General features: G+C 71.2%; 16 protein-coding genes. 10 read left to right on the forward strand and 6 right to left on the reverse strand.

Going from position 1 to position 16,096, the window contains the following annotated elements; all coding sequences use genetic code 11:
• Positions 1–42: 42 nt before the first annotated feature.
• Positions 43–795: a methyltransferase domain-containing protein gene (locus ASH01_RS11480; RefSeq protein WP_056775805.1), complete on the forward strand. Its 753-nt coding sequence runs from the start codon at positions 43–45 to the stop codon at positions 793–795.
• A gap of 309 nt (positions 796–1,104) precedes the next feature.
• Here the strand turns inward: ASH01_RS11480 and ASH01_RS11485 are convergent, their stop codons facing one another.
• Positions 1,105–2,415, reverse strand: a complete 1,311-nt coding sequence (locus ASH01_RS11485; RefSeq protein ID WP_056775807.1) for an alpha-amylase family glycosyl hydrolase — start codon at positions 2,413–2,415, stop codon at positions 1,105–1,107.
• Between the two features lie 80 nt (positions 2,416–2,495).
• Positions 2,496–3,005 carry an Lrp/AsnC family transcriptional regulator gene (locus ASH01_RS11490; RefSeq protein ID WP_056775809.1) on the reverse strand — a complete coding sequence of 170 codons (510 nt, stop codon included), beginning with the start codon at positions 3,003–3,005 and terminating at the stop codon, positions 2,496–2,498.
• A 107-nt stretch (positions 3,006–3,112) separates the two neighbouring features.
• On the opposite strand from ASH01_RS11490, the gene hppD reads away from it, so the two are divergent.
• From hppD to ASH01_RS11505, 3 genes are all read left to right on the forward strand, one after another.
• Positions 3,113–4,345, forward strand: coding sequence for a 4-hydroxyphenylpyruvate dioxygenase (gene hppD, locus ASH01_RS11495; RefSeq protein WP_056775811.1), 1,233 nt, complete (start codon positions 3,113–3,115; stop codon positions 4,343–4,345).
• A 133-nt stretch (positions 4,346–4,478) separates the two neighbouring features.
• Entirely contained in the window at positions 4,479–5,300 is an 822-nt protein-coding gene (locus tag ASH01_RS11500; protein ID WP_056775812.1) for an RDD family protein, read from the forward strand.
• 135 nt (positions 5,301–5,435) lie between these two features.
• Complete coding sequence (locus tag ASH01_RS11505; RefSeq protein WP_056775814.1) at positions 5,436–6,998, forward strand: DHA2 family efflux MFS transporter permease subunit; 1,563 nt, start codon at positions 5,436–5,438, stop codon at positions 6,996–6,998.
• A gap of 18 nt (positions 6,999–7,016) precedes the next feature.
• Here the strand turns inward: ASH01_RS11505 and fahA are convergent, their stop codons facing one another.
• Both fahA and ASH01_RS11515 read right to left on the reverse strand, forming a co-directional pair.
• Complete coding sequence (gene fahA, locus ASH01_RS11510; protein ID WP_056775816.1) at positions 7,017–8,270, reverse strand: fumarylacetoacetase; 1,254 nt, start codon at positions 8,268–8,270, stop codon at positions 7,017–7,019.
• Entirely contained in the window at positions 8,267–9,127 is an 861-nt protein-coding gene (locus ASH01_RS11515) for a hypothetical protein (protein ID WP_056775818.1), read from the reverse strand. Before ASH01_RS11515 ends, fahA begins: the two co-directional genes overlap by 4 nt.
• Positions 9,128–9,209: 82 nt before the next feature.
• On the opposite strand from ASH01_RS11515, the gene ASH01_RS11520 reads away from it, so the two are divergent.
• Both ASH01_RS11520 and ASH01_RS11525 read left to right on the forward strand, forming a co-directional pair.
• Positions 9,210–10,481 (forward strand): homogentisate 1,2-dioxygenase, encoded by a 1,272-nt coding sequence (locus ASH01_RS11520; protein ID WP_056775819.1) that lies wholly within the window; start codon positions 9,210–9,212, stop codon positions 10,479–10,481.
• 4 nt (positions 10,482–10,485) lie between these two features.
• Positions 10,486–11,157, forward strand: a complete 672-nt coding sequence (locus ASH01_RS11525) for an IclR family transcriptional regulator (RefSeq protein WP_056775821.1) — start codon at positions 10,486–10,488, stop codon at positions 11,155–11,157.
• A 113-nt stretch (positions 11,158–11,270) separates the two neighbouring features.
• Here the strand turns inward: ASH01_RS11525 and ASH01_RS11530 are convergent, their stop codons facing one another.
• Both ASH01_RS11530 and ASH01_RS11535 read right to left on the reverse strand, forming a co-directional pair.
• The gene (locus ASH01_RS11530; protein ID WP_056775823.1) at positions 11,271–11,885 is read right to left on the reverse strand and encodes an isochorismatase family protein; all 615 of its coding nucleotides are present in this window, start codon (positions 11,883–11,885) and stop codon (positions 11,271–11,273) included.
• A 3-nt stretch (positions 11,886–11,888) separates the two neighbouring features.
• Complete coding sequence (locus ASH01_RS11535; protein ID WP_056775824.1) at positions 11,889–13,202, reverse strand: nicotinate phosphoribosyltransferase; 1,314 nt, start codon at positions 13,200–13,202, stop codon at positions 11,889–11,891.
• Positions 13,203–13,273: 71 nt separating this feature from the next.
• On the opposite strand from ASH01_RS11535, the gene clpS reads away from it, so the two are divergent.
• From clpS to ASH01_RS11555, 4 genes are all read left to right on the forward strand, one after another.
• Positions 13,274–13,579: an ATP-dependent Clp protease adapter ClpS gene (clpS, locus tag ASH01_RS11540; RefSeq protein WP_056775827.1), complete on the forward strand. Its 306-nt coding sequence runs from the start codon at positions 13,274–13,276 to the stop codon at positions 13,577–13,579.
• A complete protein-coding gene (locus ASH01_RS11545) occupies positions 13,579–14,280 on the forward strand; it encodes a DUF2017 domain-containing protein (protein ID WP_056775828.1) in 702 nt (233 codons plus the stop codon). Before clpS ends, ASH01_RS11545 begins: the two co-directional genes overlap by 1 nt.
• Before the next feature lie 56 nt (positions 14,281–14,336).
• Complete coding sequence (locus ASH01_RS11550) at positions 14,337–15,104, forward strand: MBL fold metallo-hydrolase (RefSeq protein WP_056775830.1); 768 nt, start codon at positions 14,337–14,339, stop codon at positions 15,102–15,104.
• Between the two features lie 119 nt (positions 15,105–15,223).
• The gene (locus tag ASH01_RS11555; protein ID WP_200961790.1) at positions 15,224–16,093 is read left to right on the forward strand and encodes an aldo/keto reductase; all 870 of its coding nucleotides are present in this window, start codon (positions 15,224–15,226) and stop codon (positions 16,091–16,093) included.
• Positions 16,094–16,096 lie beyond the last annotated feature (3 nt).

Below are 16,096 nucleotides of genomic sequence, written 5' to 3' on the forward strand. Positions count from 1 at the left end.
TATCCGGTGGAGGCCGGGCCCACGGGCCGGTTGGATGAGCGGATGCGTGCGTTCGAGGAGCTCGTGGACGAGGCGGTCGACGCCGACGTGACCGGCTGGGGGTTCGGCTGGCTCGACGGCCGAGCCACCGAGGAGCGGCCGGTCTGGGGCTACGCCCGGCTCCTCGCCGCTCGGCTGTCGAGGGCCACGGTTGCCCTGGACCTCGACACCGGCGGTGGCGAGATCGTCGCGCAGGTTCCGGTGCTGCCGGAGCGGATGGTCGTCACCGAGGGCTGGGCGCCCAACATGGAGCGGGCGCGCGCCCTGCTCGGGCCCCGCGGCGTCGAGGTCGTGCCCGTCACGCCGGGTGACCCGCTGCCCTTCCCGGACGCGACCTTCGACCTCGTGACGAGCCGCCACCCGGTGCGGCCGGCCTGGGACGAGATCGCGCGGGTGCTCGTCGACGGCGGCACCTACCTCGCCCAGCACGTCGGCCCGGCCTCGGCGTTCGAGCTCATCGAGCAGTTCCTCGGCCCGCTCCCGCGGGAGCGGCTGGGTCGCGACCCGGAGGCCGAGGCCCGGGAGGCTCGCGCGGCGGGCCTCGACGTCGTCGACCTGAAGACCGCGCGGTGCCGGATGGAGCTGTACGACGTGGGCGCCGTCGTGTGGCTCCTGCGTCGGTGCGTCTGGTGGGTCCCGGACTTCACCGTCGAGACCTACCGCGAGACCCTCGAACGTCTCGACGCCGGGATGCGGGCGGGCCGGCCGTTCGTCGCCCACTCGACGCGACACCTCGTCGAGGCGCGCCGCCGCTGACCCGTGCCGGCGGCTGCCCCGTCCGCTCGGGGGGCGTCCCGCCGCCTGGGAGTTCAGCGGGACGCCCCGTCCCGGCCGACCGGTTGGTGGGACGTCGGCACGGCAGAGGCGTACCCGCCGGGACAGGGGAGCACCGACGGGTACGCATCTCCATTCTCGCGGATCGAAGGCCGCTGCGTGCACGGTTTCGACGGGATCACGTCATGATCTGGGCGCTCGATCGTCTACCAGTCGACGGGACACGACCCCTGTGCCGTCCGGGGCCTCGGGCCGCCCGTGGAGGAGCGCCCGAGGCCCTGCTCCGTCGCGTCAGGCGCCGACGAGGACCTGGTAGCCCCAGGCCGGCAGGGCGTACTGCTGGCCCTGCGCCAGCTCGAGGGTCTCGCCGCTGAAGGCGTCACGCCACGAGCCCGCCTGCGGGCCGTCGCCGAGCGTCACGGTCCGGTCCTCGTCGCTGAAGTTGAACGCCCCGAAGACCCGGTCGTCGCCGACGGCTCGCACGAAGCTCAGCACCGCCGCCTCGGCCGAGTTGGGGACGCGCACCATGCGCCCGCCCGCGGCGCCGTTCCACAGCGCGGGGTGCGCCTTCTTGAGGGCGAAGAGCTGCCGGTAGAGCTCGCCCTGCTCGTCCTCGCGCCACTCGATCTCGTCCTTGTCGAAGAAGATGAGCCGCTTGTCGCTGCCCGCCTCCTGCCCGTTGTAGACGAGCGGCATGCCCTCGCTGACGACGGACAGGACGATCGCCGGAAGGAGGGCGTCGCCGAACTGCTCGTACTCGGTGCCTTCCCACGCGTTCTTGTCGTGGTTGCTGACGAAGAGCATCCGGTAGGCGTCGCGCTGGTAGAAGCGGTCGTTCCACGCGTAGTAGACCTTGAGGGCCTCGACGTCGGCCTTGCCGTGGGCGATCTTGTGGAGCGTCTCGTTCCAGCTCCAGCCGTACGTCATGTCGAAGGCGCGGACGTGCAGGTCGCGCGACTCCCACTCGGCGAGCATGAAGACCGGCTTGATCTCGTCGAGCTCGCGGCGGACGTTGTCCCAGAAGTCGACGGGCACGAATCCGGCCACGTCGCAACGGAACCCGTCGACATCGACGTCGCGCACCCAGAACTTCATCGCCTCGGTCATGTAGCGACGCAGGTCGGGGTTGTCGTAGTCGAGGTCGATGATGTCGTCCCAGTCCCACCAGGGCGTGGGGCGCAGGTCGCCCTTCCAGTCACGGGCGTACCAGTCTGGGTGCTCCTCGACGAGCGGGTTGTCCCACGCGGTGTGGTTGGCGACCCAGTCGAGGATGACGCGCAGACCGAGACCGTGGGCCGTGTCGACGAAGTGGCGCAGGTCCTCCAGCGTGCCGAACTCCGGGTTGACGCCGAGGTAGTCCTTGACGGCGTACGGGCTGCCGAGCACGCCCTTGCGGTTCAGCTCCCCGATCGGGTGCACCGGCATGAGCCACACGATGTCGATGCCGAGGTCGCGGATGCGGGGCAGGTGCGCCTCGGCGGCCCGGAACGTGCCCTCGGGCGTGAGGTGGCGCTGGTTGATCTGGTAGATCGTCGCGCTGTGGCTCCACTCCGGGTGGGTCAGCTCGACGTCGGGCCGCGGTGCGTAGGGGTTGGCGGTCACGGGTGGCTCCTGGTCCGGCTCGGTGGGATGAGTGGTGCGGTGGGTCGTTCCGGTGCTGCAGGTGGCGCGAGCGTCGCACGTCAGGACGACGTGTCGAGGAGGTGCTCGACGAGCGGGATCGTGCGGTGGTCGAGGCGCGTGGCGAGCGAGATGACGGTCGAGGCCCGCGTCACGTGCGCGTCGTCGACGACGCGGTCGATGACCCGTTGGAGGTCGGCGTTGTCGCGACCGACGATGCGGATGAGCACGTCACCGGAGCCGGTGATCGTGTGCGCCTCGAGCACCTCGGGGATGGCGGCGAGGTGGTCGACGACGGGGGAGTGCCCACCGCGCCCCTGCCGGATCTCGAGGGTGCAGAACGCCGTCACGGGGTAGCCGATGGCGGCCGGGTCGACGTCCGGGGCCATCGAGCGGAGCACGCCGGTGCGCTGCAGCCGGTCCAGCCGGGCCTGCACGGTGCCGCGGGCCACGCCCAGGCGGCGAGAGGCGCCGAGCACGCCGATGCCCGGCTCGGTGAGCAGCAGGAGCAGGATGCGGCAGTCGAGCGCGTCGACCGGTGCGCGCACCGACGGTCCCGCTCCTGAGGTCATGGACAGAGTGTCCATCACCACTTGGCATACGGGCAACACTTTGTGCACTGTGTTCAGCCACGAGGGCCGCTGTTGCACACCTCGACGCTCTCGGTCACTCTCGCTCCATGACCGACACGATGCCGTCTCCGGCCGCCGACCTCACCGACCAGGAGCGCGAGGCCGACCTCGACCTCGACCAGCTCAAGCAGCTCGTCGGTCTCGTCGAGTACGACGAGAACACCGACGTCTTCCCCGTCACCGGATGGGACGCGATCGTCTTCGTCGCCGGCAACGCCACGCAGAGCGCGCACTACTACCAGAGCGCCTGGGGCATGGAGCTCGTCGCCTACTCGGGCCCCGAGAACGGCAACCGCGACCACAAGGCGTTCGTCCTCAAGAGCGGCTCGATCCGCTTCGTCATCAAGGGCGCCGTCGACCCTGACAGCCCCCTCGCCGACCACCACCGCCGCCACGGCGACGGCGTCGTCGACATCGCCCTCGAGGTGCCCGACGTCGACAAGTGCGTCGCCCAGGCCGTCAAGGCCGGTGCGACGGTCCTCGAGCAGCCCACCGACCACACCGACGAGCACGGCACGGTGCGCACCGCCGCCATCGCGACCTACGGCGAGACCCGCCACACCCTCGTCCAGCGTGCCGTGAACGGGCAGAGGTATGCCGGCCCGTACCTTCCCGGCTACGTCCCGACCGCGTCGTCGATCGTCCGCCGCGAGGGCCAGCCCAAGCGTCTCTTCCAGGCCCTCGACCACATCGTCGGCAACGTCGAGCTCGGCCACATGGACGAGTGGGTCTCCTTCTACAACCGCGTCATGGGCTTCGTGAACATGGCCGAGTTCATCGGTGACGACATCGCCACCGACTACTCCGCGCTCATGAGCAAGGTCGTCGCCAACGGCAACCACCGCGTCAAGTTCCCGCTCAACGAGCCGGCCATCGCGAAGAAGAAGAGCCAGATCGACGAGTACCTCGAGTTCTACCGCGGCGCCGGCGCGCAGCACCTCGCCGTCGCGACGAACGACATCCTCGCCTCGGTGGATGCCCTGCGCGCCAACGGTGTCGAGTTCCTCGACACCCCTGACTCGTACTACGAGGACGCCGAGCTGCGCGAGCGCATCGGCAACGTCCGGGTGCCGATCGAGGAGCTGCAGAAGCGCAAGATCCTCGTCGACCGCGACGAGGACGGCTACCTCCTGCAGATCTTCACCAAGCCGCTCGGCGACCGCCCGACGGTCTTCTTCGAGCTCATCGAGCGGCACGGTTCGCTCGGGTTCGGCAAGGGCAACTTCAAGGCGCTCTTCGAGGCCATCGAGCGCGAGCAGGACAAGCGCGGCAACCTCTGAGTCGCACCGACGTGACCCTCGGCCCCGGTCCGGTCCCTGCCTTCGGGCGGGAACGGGCCGGGGCCGAGGCGCACCCGCCACCAGTCGGGGCGCCGCTGGTCTGGGAACGCCGATGCCGTGGCACAGTTGGGGCATGAGCCAGCAGCCCTCCGGGTGGTACGACGACCCCAGCAACACCGACATGCTCCGTTACTGGGACGGCGTGTCGTGGACCAACCACACCGCCCCGAAGAAGTCGCCGACCATCGCGCAGAGCACCATCGGCCTGCCGCACCAGAGCCCGCAGAGCCCGCAGGGACAGGTCCCGCCGGACCGCACCGGCGTCCCGACGCCGACGACACCGATGCCGCAGGGCAGCGGCTGGCAGACCCAGTCACCGGCGCAGCAGAGCTACTACCAGCAGGCCCCCGCCAACACGCAGTGGATGCACAACATCAAGACCACCGCCGACGGGGTGCCCCTCGCCCCGTGGGGCAAGCGTTTTGCGGCGTGGGTCGTCGACGGGCTCATCCTCGCCGTCATCGGCGGGATCATCTCGTGGTTCGCGACGCCTCGACTGTCCGAGCTCTTCTCCCAGATGGTGACCGCCGCCCAGGCCGGCGACCAGGCGCGCCTCGTCGAGATCCAGAACGAGCTCACCGGACCCGCAGTGCAGTTCTCGCTCTTCCTGTGGCTCGTGGCGACGGCCTACTGCCTCGTGTTCTGGACGACGATCGCTCAGACCCCCGGCAAGATGGCGCTCGGCATCAGCGTCCGCCGTGCCGCCGAGCCCGGCCCGCTGCCGCTGGGCACCGCAGTCATGCGTCGGCTCGTCCCGCTGGCCGGTCAGTTCGTCCCCTTCCTGTCCCTGCTCGACGGCCTCTGGCCGCTGTGGGACGACAAGCGCCAGGCCCTGCACGACAAGGTCGCGAGCACCCAGGTCGTCGAGGGGAAGCAGCCGCGCAAGCAGGGCTGATGCCCTGACGGCTCGGCCGGCGGCGTAACTCCCTTGCGCCGTCGTCGGTGGTCGGCGCGACAATGGAGACTGCGCGGGTAGTCCCGCGCCCACGGCGCCGATGCCGTCGCGCACCCCTCGTCCCCCGGAGTCATCGTGTCTGCTCCCAGCGCCACCAGCCAGCCCAGCTACCCCGACAAGATCGACGGGCCGGTCCTCAAGATCGCCGGCGTCGTCGTGCTCGGGGCGATCATGTCGATCCTCGACATCACCGTCGTCAACATCGCCCTGCCGACCTTCCAGACGGTCTTCGCCGAGAGCCCCGAGCAGCCGTTGCCCTACTCCACCGTCGCGTGGACGGTGACGGCCTACACCCTCGCGCTCGCGACGGTCATCCCGCTCACGGGCTGGGCCGCCGACCGGTTCGGCACGAAGCGGCTCTACGTCCTCGCCGTCGCGCTCTTCACCGCCGGCTCGGCCCTGTGTGCCACCGCCGGGTCGATCGAGTTCCTCATCGGCTTCCGCGTGCTGCAGGGACTCGGCGGGGGCATGCTCATGCCGCTCGGCATGACGATCATGACGCGCGCCGCCGGCCCGGCCCGGATGGGCCGGCTGATGGCGATCCTCGGTGTCCCGATGCTGCTCGGCCCGATCTTCGGACCCATCCTCGGTGGCTGGCTCATCGAGGTCGCGAGCTGGCACTGGATCTTCCTCATCAACGTGCCGATCGGCATCGTCGCGGCGCTCTACGCCCTGTGGGCCCTGCCGTCCGATGCCCCTGAGCCCTCCGAGTCCTTCGACGTCGTCGGCATGCTGCTCATGTCGCCCGGCCTGGCGCTCTTCCTCTACGGCATCAGCTCGATCCCCGGCGAGGGCACGATCATCTCCACGAAGGTGCTCGTCCCGCTCTGCATCGGGCTCGTCATGCTCGTCACCTTCGTCTTCTACAGCTTCCGGCCCGAGCACCCGCTGCTCGACCTGCGGCTCTTCCGCAACCGCCGCCTCAGCGTCGCGACGATCACGATGTTCCTCTTCGCCGCGGCCTTCTTCGGTGGCCTGCTGCTCGTGCCGACCTACCTCCAGCAGGTGCGGGGACTCGACACGCTCCACGCGGCGTTCCTCATGGTGCCCCAGGGCCTCGGCGCGATGGTGACGATGCCGATCGCGGGCGCCCTCTCGGACCGCATCCCGGTGGGCCGCATCGTGCCCTTCGGGCTGCTGGCCATCACGGGCGGGATGTTCGCGCTGACACAGGTGGGTGTCGACACCCCGTACTGGGGCTTCATGGTCCCGGTGCTCTTCGTCATGGGTCTCGGCATGGGCGGCACGATGATGCCGCTCATGACCTCGGCGCTCAAGACGCTGCAGAGCCACCAGGTGGCGCGTGGCTCGACGCTGCTCAACATCACCCAGCAGATCGCGAGCTCGGTCGGTGTCGCCGTCATCTCCGTGGTCTTCACGAACTACCTCAGTGCCTCGGCGCTGGCCGGCCCGGCCATCGCGGCGCTGCACGACCCGACCCTCGTCGACGACGTCGGCGGGCCGGCCGCGGTGCAACAGGGCCTGGCCGAGGCCGCCGACGCGTTCGGAGCCACCTTCCTCGTCGCCGCGATCCTCGTGGCGCTGACGCTGATCCCGGCGTCGTTCCTGCCCCGCAAGCACGAGGAGTCGCACTTCCTCGACGACCAGGCCGAGGCGGCGCCGGTCGTCATCCACTGAGGCCGGCCCCCAGAGCCCTCAGCGGGCGGGTCGTATGGTGCCGGTGACCTCGCCGAGGCCGATGCGCGAGCCGTCCGGTCCCGGCGCCCAGGCCGTCATGGTGACCGTGTCGCCGTCCTCGAGGAAGCCGCGGGTCGTGCCGTCGGCGAGCGTCAGCGGCTCCGTGCCGTTCCACGTCAGCTCGAGCAGGCTGCCCCGGGTGTCGCGCGTCGGGCCGCTGATCGTGCCCGAGCCGAAGAGGTCGCCGTCACGCAGGGAGGCGCCGTTGACGGTGAGGTGCGCGAGCATCTGTGCCGGCGACCAGTACATCCCGGCGTGCTCGGGGCGCGAGACGACCGTGCCGTTGAGGCTGACCTCGACGTGCACGTCGAGGCCGAAGGCGTCACCGCGCAGATACGGCAGCAGCTCCGGATCCGACTGTCCCGGAAGGGGAACGCGGGCCGCGGTCAACGCCTCGAGCGGGGTGACCCACGCGGAGACCGACGTGGCGAAGGACTTGCCGAGGAACGGGCCCAGCGGCACGTACTCCCAGGCCTGGATGTCGCGGGCGCTCCAGTCGTTGAGGACGACGACGCCGAAGAGGTGGTCGGGCGCGTCGTCGACCGAGACCCGTGACCCGAGAGCGGTCGCGCCGCCGACGACGTAGCCGAGCTCCGCCTCGATGTCGAGGCGGATGCTCGGGCCGAACACGGGGGTGGGGTCGTTCGGGCCCCTGCGTTGGCCCGTCGGGCGGACGACGTCGGTGCCCGACACGACGACGGTGCCGGCGCGGCCGTGGTAGCCGATGGGCAGGTGCTTCCAGTTGGGTGGGAGCGCGGCGTTGTCCGGGCGGAAGATCTGGCCGACGTTGCTCGCGTGGTCCTCGCTCGCATAGAAGTCGACGTAGTCGGCGACGTCGACGGGCAGGTGGAGCGTGACCTCCTCCACGGGGTGCAGGTGCGGCGAGACGCCGTCGCGGTGCACCTCGTCGCGGAGCACCTCGGTCAGCCACTCCCGGGCGACGGTCCACGCCGGGCGGCCGAGGGCGAGGAAGGCGTTGAGGCTCGGCGTCTGCCATGCCGTCGCGAGATCGGGTCCGTCACCCACGAGCCCGGCGTCGCGGCCGATCGCAGCGACGGCTCCGGCATCGAGCACGAGGTCACCGATGCGCACCCCGACGCGCCGGTCCGGGTCGCCTACCGTGCTGAAGACGCCGTAGGGGAGGGTGTCGATGCCGAACGGGTGGTCGGCAAGGACGTCGAGCCAGGTGCTCGGCCGGGTGGGCGGCGTCATGCGTGGGACTCCTCGGTGGTGATCAGCCCGAGTGCCTCGAGCTCGGTCAGGGGGTCGAGCACGCCGCAGCAGCCGTAGGCGGTGAAGCTCTCGCGGACCTGCTCCGCGTCCTCCGTGGGCAGGCTCGAGACAGCAGTGACGAGCACCTCGGCGTGGTGACGAGCGAGGATGCCGGCCAGGTCGTGCGCCTCGGCACCGCCCAGCGCCTCGTGCGTCGCGAGCAGGACGTTGAGCAGCCCGTGCATCGGCTCGCCGCCGTGGTTGCCCCGGACCGCGTGGTGCAGGCCTCCGGTCAGCTTGAACGGGAGGCCGTGCAGCACGACGGCGTCGAGGAAGCCGCCGAGCGTCGCCTCGTCGGGCCACGGCCACGTCGGGGTCGACCCGGTGCGGAACTTCGCCATCACGTCGTGCTCCTCGTCGACGGCGGCAGCGATGTCGTCGAGGCCGCGAGCCTGGTCGTCCCCGAGGCCCACCTCGACGACGACGGGGATCTCGGCGTCGAGGACCTGCCGCCACTCGGGTGACCATCCGAGCTCGGCTGCCGTGACGAGCACCCGCTCGTCGTCGCGCAGCGAGGCGAGCGCGTCGACGAGGGGCCGCGCCGGGCTGCCGGGGCGCACGACGAGGCTGACCTCGAGCGGTGCCTGGGCGGTGCGGGGGTCCGTGGCGGCGAAGGCTGCGAGCTCGCCCGCCGACGCGGCGGGGACGAGCAGCGGCCCGATGTGGACGGCATACGGACCCGTGCGTCGGTCGAGGTGCTCGCGCACGGCCACGTCGAGCGGGGCCAGCCTTGGCGGGAAGACCGCGGCGTCGTCGACGAGGCGGTCGAAGAGGGGCGCGAACGGCGTCCTTGACATGACCGGGAGCGTACTCCACTGTTGCAATAGCGATACACCAGCGTCCGCTCATCGGACGCGCTCGACGGAGAGGCCCTCGCACATGGCGCACTACCAGTCGGTCGGCAGCATCCCGCCCAAGCGGCACACCCAGCACCGCCGACCCGGCGCCGGGAGCGCCCCGGGCGAGCTCTACTACGAGGAGCTGATGGGCGAGGAGGGCTTCAGCTCCGACAGCTCGCTGCTCTACCACCGCAACATCCCCTCGACGACGGTCGGCTCCGCCGTCTGGGAGGTGCCTGACCAGTCGACGACGCCGAACCACCCGCTGACACCTCGGCACCTCAAGCTCCATGACCTCTTCGACGCCGCGTCCGTCGAGGGCACCGACGTCGTCACGGGGCGCCGCCTCGTCCTCGGCAACGGCGACGTGCGCATCTCGTATGCCGTTGCCGGCGCGCCGAGCCCGTGGTACCGCAACGGGATCGGCGACGAGTGCGTCTACGTCGAGCGCGGCCGGGCTCGCGTCGAGACGGTCTTCGGCGCCTTCGACGTCGCCGAGGGCGACTACGTCATCATCCCCAGGGCGACGACGCACCGATGGCTCCCCGAGGTCTCCGGCGACGAGCCGCTGCGGGCGTACTGCATCGAGGCGAACAGCCACATCGCGCCTCCGAAGCGCTACCTCAGCAAGTACGGCCAGCTCCTCGAGCACGCCCCCTACTGCGAGCGCGACCTGCGCCAGCCCGAGGGTCCGCTGCTCGCCGAGGACGTCGGCGCGAGCCCCGACGAGGAGACCGACGTCCACATCAAGCACCGCGGCAACGGCCCGGGTGGCGTCGTCGGCACGATCCACACGCTGCCGTTCCACCCGCTCGACGTCGTCGGCTGGGACGGCTGCCTCTACCCCTACGTCTTCAACGTGCGCGACTTCGAGCCGATCACCGGCCGCGTCCACCAGCCGCCGCCCGTGCACCAGGTCTTCGAGGGCTGGAACTTCGTCATCTGCAACTTCGTGCCCCGCAAGGTCGACTACCACCCGCTCGCGATCCCCGTTCCCTACTACCACTCGAACGTCGACAGCGACGAGATCATGTTCTACGTCGATGGCGACTACGAGGCCCGCAAGGGATCGGGCATCGGCAAGGGGTCGGTCTCGGTGCACCCGGGCGGCCACCCGCACGGCCCGCAGCCCGGTGCGACCGAGGGCTCGATCGGCGTCGAGAGCTTCGACGAGCTCGCCGTCATGGTCGACACGTTCCGCCCGCTCGAGCTCGGTGAGGGCGGTGTGGCCGTCGACGACGGCCTCTACGCGATGTCGTGGTCCAAGGGGGGCCGCGCGAGGACGCCCGGCGGCGCCCATTCCGAGGGCTGACCGCGTGCCCGGTCCGGCCGCCCCTCGAGGTGAGTCCTCCCAGACCCTCGATCGCGGTATCCGCGTCCTCGAGACGCTGGCGGGCACCGAGGGGTCGGCCGGTCTGACGATCACCGAGCTCGCGGCAGGCCTCGGCGTCGGACGGCCGGTCGTCTACCGTCTCGTGACGACGCTCGAGGACCACCACCTCGTCTCCCGGGCATCCGACGGGCGGGTGCGTCTCGCGCTGGGGATCAGCCGACTCGCCTCGGCCGTGACTCCCGTCGTGCGCAGCGAGGCCCGGCCCGTGCTGCGCGAGCTCGCCGACGCCGTGGGGGCGACGGCACACCTGACGATCGCCGAAGGCGACGAGGCACTGGCTCTCGTCGTCGTCGAGCCGTCGTGGACCGACGTCCACGTCGCCTACCGCTCCGGCGCCCGGCACCGGCTCGACCAGGGCGCTGCGGGACGGGCGATCCTCGCGGGTCGGACGGGGGAGCGCGGCGTCGTCGGCACCGACGGGGAGCTGCAGGCGGGGGCGCACGGGCTCGCGGTGTCGCTGTCGACCCGCACCGACCCGGCCCCGGGTGGCGTCGAGGCCTCGGTCGGTGTCGTCTCGCTCGAGCCGCTCGACGTGCGCACCGTGGGTCCGCGGCTCGAGCACGCCGCCCGCGCCCTCCGAGCCGTCCTTCGCTGACCCCTCACCCTCCCCCCGTCGAGTGAGCGCTCAGCCCCAGTCGAGTGAGAGCGAATTCCCTTGTGACCCAACGCAGATGGGACGTGGCGCTCACTCGCGTGGGAGGGGCGGGGTCAGCCGCCGACCCGTGGTGTGCCGAGCAGCCGGATACCCTCCTCGCGCAGCTCTGCGAGGGCCGCGTCGGTCGTGGACCTGGAGACTCCCGCGGTGAGGTCGAGCAGCACGGTGGTCTCGAAGCCCTCACGCTGCGCGTCGGCCGCGGTGGCCCGCACGCAGTGGTCGGTGGCGATGCCGACGACGTCGACGCGGGAGACGCCGCGCTCGGTGAGCCATGCGGCAAGGGTGCTGTGCTGGTCGTCGACCGACCGTCCCTCGAATCCGCTGTAGGCAGCCGCATGCTCGCCCTTGCGGAAGACCGCCTCGACGTGACCCAGGGCGCCGGCGAGCCTCGGGTGGAACTCGGCACCCTCGCTGCCTGCGACGCAGTGCACCGGCCACGAGTCGACGAAGTCGGGGGTCGACGAGAAGTGCGGTCCTGGGTCGACGTGCCAGTCGGCGGTCACGACGACGTGGTCGTAGTCCGCGGCGTGCCGGCCCACGTGCTCGCTCACCTCGCGGGCGACGTCGGTGCCGCCGGTGACGGCGAGGGACCCGCCCTCGCAGAAGTCGTTCTGGACGTCGACGATGATCAGCGCCCGTGCGCCGTCGGCATGCGTGGGTCCGGCCATGGCTCAGTCCTTCTCGTAGACAGTGGGGATCACGGGCTCGCCTCTCGACAGCTGGGCCGCCGCCCGGGGCAGCTCCGCGCGCGAGGCCTCGTGGCGGGCACGGGCCTCGTGGATGTCCTGGTGGTCGACGACCTCGCCGGCGCGGACGAGGTCGATCATGAGCCGGCGGTCGTTGCCGTCGTCGCGCGGCTGCTCACCGATGCCGATGACCTCGGCCTGCGCGATCCCGTCGTCGCGAAGGCGCCGCATGGCCCACTTGCGGCCCCCGACCGACGTCTTGTCCTTGCTCTTCTTCTCGACGCCCTGCATCTGCCCGGACGCGTCCTCGCGCTGGACGAGCTTGTAGACCATGGATGCCGTGGGGGCTCCGGAGCCGGTCACGAGGGCCGTGCCGACGCCGTAGCCGCTGACGGGTCCGGCAGCCAGGCCCGCGATGGCGTACTCGTCCAGGTCGGAGGTGACGATGATCCGGGTGTCGGTGTTGCCCGCCGCGTCGAGCTGGGCGCGCACCTCGGTGGCCAGGATGAGCAGGTCGCCCGAGTCGAGCCGGACCGCCCCCAGGCCGGGCCCGGCGATCTCCATGGCGAGAGCGACGGCCGTCCGCACGTCGTAGGTGTCGACGAGGAGGGTCGTGCCCTTGCCGAGCGACTCGACCTGCGCGGTGAAGGCCTCCTTCTCCGAGTCGTAGAGGAGGGTGAAGGCGTGCGCGGCCGTGCCCGTCGTGGGCACGCCGTAGCGACGCCCGGCCTCGAGGTTGCTCGTCGCGTCGAACCCGGCGACGTAGGCCGCGCGAGCGGCCGCGACGGCCGACTCCTCGTGGGTGCGTCGTGAGCCCATCTCGATGCAAGGCCTGCCCATGGCGGCGGTCGTCATGCGCGAGGCAGCGGACGCGATCGCCGTGTCGTGGTTGAGGATCGAGAGCACGAGAGTCTCGAGGATGACGCCCTCGGCGAAGGTGGACTCGACGACGAGCACCGGTGACTGCGGGAAGTAGCACTCGCCCTCGGCGTAGCCGCTGACGTCCCCGGAGAAGCGGTAGTCGGCGAGCCAGTCGACGGTGGCCCGGTCGACGACCTTGCGGTCGGAGAGGAAGCGCAGCTCATCGTCGCCGAAGCGGAACTGCTCGAGCGCCTCGAGCACCCGGCCCGTTCCCGCGATGACCCCGTAGCGGCGGCCGTCGGGCAGCCGGCGCGCGAACGCCTCGAAGACGCAGCGCCGGTGCGCCTCGCCCGAGGCGAGGGCGGCCTGGAGCATCGTCAGCTCGTAGTGGTCGGTCAGCAGCGCCGTGCTCGCGGCGCGAGGGCTCGTCGGGCTCACGTGCCCACCCTAGGTGTCGCGGGCCTCGGGGACCGTCTGCCTCGCGCCCTCGGTGGACCTAGGGTGGCCCTGTGACCGCAGCCACCCTCTCCCTCGCTCCCGCCGAGCAGGAGGTGACCTCCACGGACGAGGTCGTCGCACCCGACGTGCCGTGGGTGACGATCGTCTGGAACGACCCCGTCAACCTCATGACGTACGTGACGTGGGTCTTCGAGACCTACTTCGGCTACGCCCGTCCGAAGGCGGAGAAGCTGATGATGGACGTGCACGTCAAGGGCCGCGCGGTCGTCTCCAACGGCCCCCGCGAGTCGATGGAGCGCGACGCGGAGGCGCTGCAGGGCTACGGCCTCTGGGCCACGTTCGAGAAGGACAGCTGATGGCCCGCGCCTTTTTGCGCGAGAAGGACCACTACGTCGCGCTCCTCGAGTCCACCGAGCGCACGGTGCTCCTCGGCCTCATGCAGCAGACGCGCCTGCTGCTCTCGCCCGAGATCGAGCCGACAGGTGACGCGTTCGACGACCTCGTGGCGTCCATGGGCCTGTCGCTGAGCGCAGCCGACCAGCAGACCGACTCGGCGTCGCTCGACGACCGCGACCCGGCTCTCGACCGGCTCCTGCCGACGGCCCATCGCGGTGACGACGAGATCGCGGCCGAGTTCCGTCGCCTCACCGAGGAGGGCCTGCGCCAGCGCAAGAGCGGCAACCTCGACGTCGCGCTCGCGTGCGTCGACGGGGCCGTCGGCAACCGGGTCGTGCTCGACGAGGCGCAGGCGCCGGCCTTCCTCATGGCGCTCACCGACGTGCGCCTGCTGCTCGGGGAACGCATGGGCATGCGCACCGAGGAGGACGCCGAGGCGCTGCACGCCGCGATGGACGACATCGACGACGACGACCCGCTCGGCTACGCGATGGCGTGGTACGACTTCCTCACCTGGCTGCAGGAGACCCTCACCCACGCGCTCATGGGAACCGACCTGCGTGACGTCGTGGCGGCATACGACGACGACGACGACGTCGAGGACGACCTCGAGGAGGACGTCGACGACGACGAAGGCCGGCGCCCGGACGGCACGGTGTGACGCACCCGACGCCATGTCGCCGGGCCGGAGTCGGTGCCGGCACCTAGGCTCGTCACGTGGACGTCACGATCGTCGGGTGCTCGGGATCCTTCGCGGGTCCACGCTCGCCCGCCTCGTCCTACCTCGTCCGCACCGAGCACGAGGGTCGCACGTGGAGCATCGTGCTCGACCTCGGCAACGGCGCCCTCGGCGCCCTGCAGCGCCACATCGAGCCGTATGCCGTCGACGCGGTGCTGCTCAGCCACCTGCACGTCGACCACTGCATCGACATGTGCGGGCTCTACGTCATGATGCGCTACCTCCCCGGCGGGCCCGGGCGCGCGACGATGCCGGTCTGGGGCCCCGCGGGCACCGGAGTGCACCTCGCCCGCGCCTACGGCGGTGGCGAGGCCGAGGGCGTCCTGTCCGTCTTCGACTTCCACGATCTGCGCCACCGCGAGCCCGTGACGGTCGGGCCGTTCACGATCACGCCGGTGCACGTCAACCACCCGGTCGAGGCCTACGGCTTCCGGGTCGAGGCCGACGGTCGTGTGCTCGCCTACACCGGCGACACCGACACGTGCGACCAGCTCGACGAGCTCATGACGGGCGCCGACCTCGTGCTCGCCGACTCGGCCTTCGTCGAGGGCCGCGACACGGTGCCCGACATCCACCTCTCGGGTCGCCGGGCCGCCGAGGCGGCCGTCCGGGCCGGGGGAGTGCGTCGCCTCATGCTGACCCACATCCCGGCCTGGAACGACGCCGAGGTGTGTCGGGCGGAGGCTGCCGCCGTGTGGCCGGGCTGCGTCGAGCTCGCCGAGCCGGACGCCACCTACCGCCTCTGACGGATCCGGCTGCGGGTGACGGCCCCCGAAGCCGGGTATGGACCTTGACGGTGCGTCGCGCGCCCGGCAGTCGCCGGACGTCCGCCGACGACCGGAACGACCGAACCAAGGAGGCACCGTTGCAGCAGCGAACCATCGGATCGAGGAAGGTCAGCGCGATCGGTCTCGGCGGCATGCCGATGTCCATCGAGGGGCGGCCCGACGAGGACCGCTCGATCCGGACCATCCACGCCGCGCTCGACGCCGGCGTGACCCTCATCGACACGGCCGACGCCTACCACCGTGACGCCGGCGAGGTGGGCCACAACGAGTCCCTCATCGCCAAGGCGCTCTCGTCGTGGTCCGGCAGCGCGGCTGACGTCCTCGTCGCCACGAAGGGTGGGCACCTGCGCCCGGGGGACGGGTCCTGGACCCAGAACGGCCGCCCCGACCACCTCAAGGAGGCCGCCAAGGCCTCGCTCCAGCGGCTCGGCGGCGAGGCCATCGGGCTCTACCAGTTCCACCGGCCCGACCCCGACGTGCCGTATGCCGAGTCCGTCGGTGCGCTCGTGGACCTGCTCGACGAGGGCGTCATCGAGATGGCCGGCATCTCCAACGCCGACCCGGCCCAGATCCGCGAGGCGCAGGATGTGCTCGGCGGCCGCCTCGCGTCGGTGCAGAACCAGTTCTCGCCGGCCTTCCGCAGCAGCCGCGCGGAGCTCGACCTGTGCGCCGAGCTCGGCATCGCCTTCCTGCCGTGGAGCCCGCTGGGCGGCATCAGCAGGGCAGGTGACCTCGGTAGCCGGCACGACGCGTTCGCGGAGGTGGCGAAGGCACACGACGTGAGCCCGCAGCGGGTGGCCCTCGCATGGGAGCTGGCGCTCGCGCCGACCGTCGTGCCCATCCCGGGCGCCTCCCGTCCCGAGAGCATCCAGGACTCGGTGCAGGCCGTCGACCTCGAGCTGTCGGCCGACGTGGTCGAGCGACTCTCAGCCGAGACGCTCGACTGAACA

This window comes from Terrabacter sp. Soil811 (assembly GCF_001429655.1).
GTDB lineage: Bacteria > Actinomycetota > Actinomycetes > Actinomycetales > Dermatophilaceae > Terrabacter.

Excerpts from the sequence above, each read along its gene's own strand:
- ASH01_RS11480 (WP_056775805.1), top strand. The coding sequence starts at position 43 with ATGCGTGCGTTCGAGGAGCTCGTGGACGAGGCGGTCGACGCCGACGTG.
- ASH01_RS11490 (WP_056775809.1), bottom strand. The coding sequence starts at position 3,005 with ATGACCTCAGGAGCGGGACCGTCGGTGCGCGCACCGGTCGACGCGCTC.
- hppD (WP_056775811.1), top strand. The coding sequence starts at position 3,113 with ATGACCGACACGATGCCGTCTCCGGCCGCCGACCTCACCGACCAGGAG.
- ASH01_RS11500 (WP_056775812.1), top strand. The coding sequence starts at position 4,479 with ATGAGCCAGCAGCCCTCCGGGTGGTACGACGACCCCAGCAACACCGAC.
- fahA (WP_056775816.1), bottom strand. The coding sequence starts at position 8,270 with ATGACGCCGCCCACCCGGCCGAGCACCTGGCTCGACGTCCTTGCCGAC.
- ASH01_RS11515 (WP_056775818.1), bottom strand. The coding sequence starts at position 9,127 with ATGTCAAGGACGCCGTTCGCGCCCCTCTTCGACCGCCTCGTCGACGAC.
- ASH01_RS11520 (WP_056775819.1), top strand. The coding sequence starts at position 9,210 with ATGGCGCACTACCAGTCGGTCGGCAGCATCCCGCCCAAGCGGCACACC.
- ASH01_RS11530 (WP_056775823.1), bottom strand. The coding sequence starts at position 11,885 with ATGGCCGGACCCACGCATGCCGACGGCGCACGGGCGCTGATCATCGTC.
- ASH01_RS11545 (WP_056775828.1), top strand. The coding sequence starts at position 13,579 with ATGGCCCGCGCCTTTTTGCGCGAGAAGGACCACTACGTCGCGCTCCTC.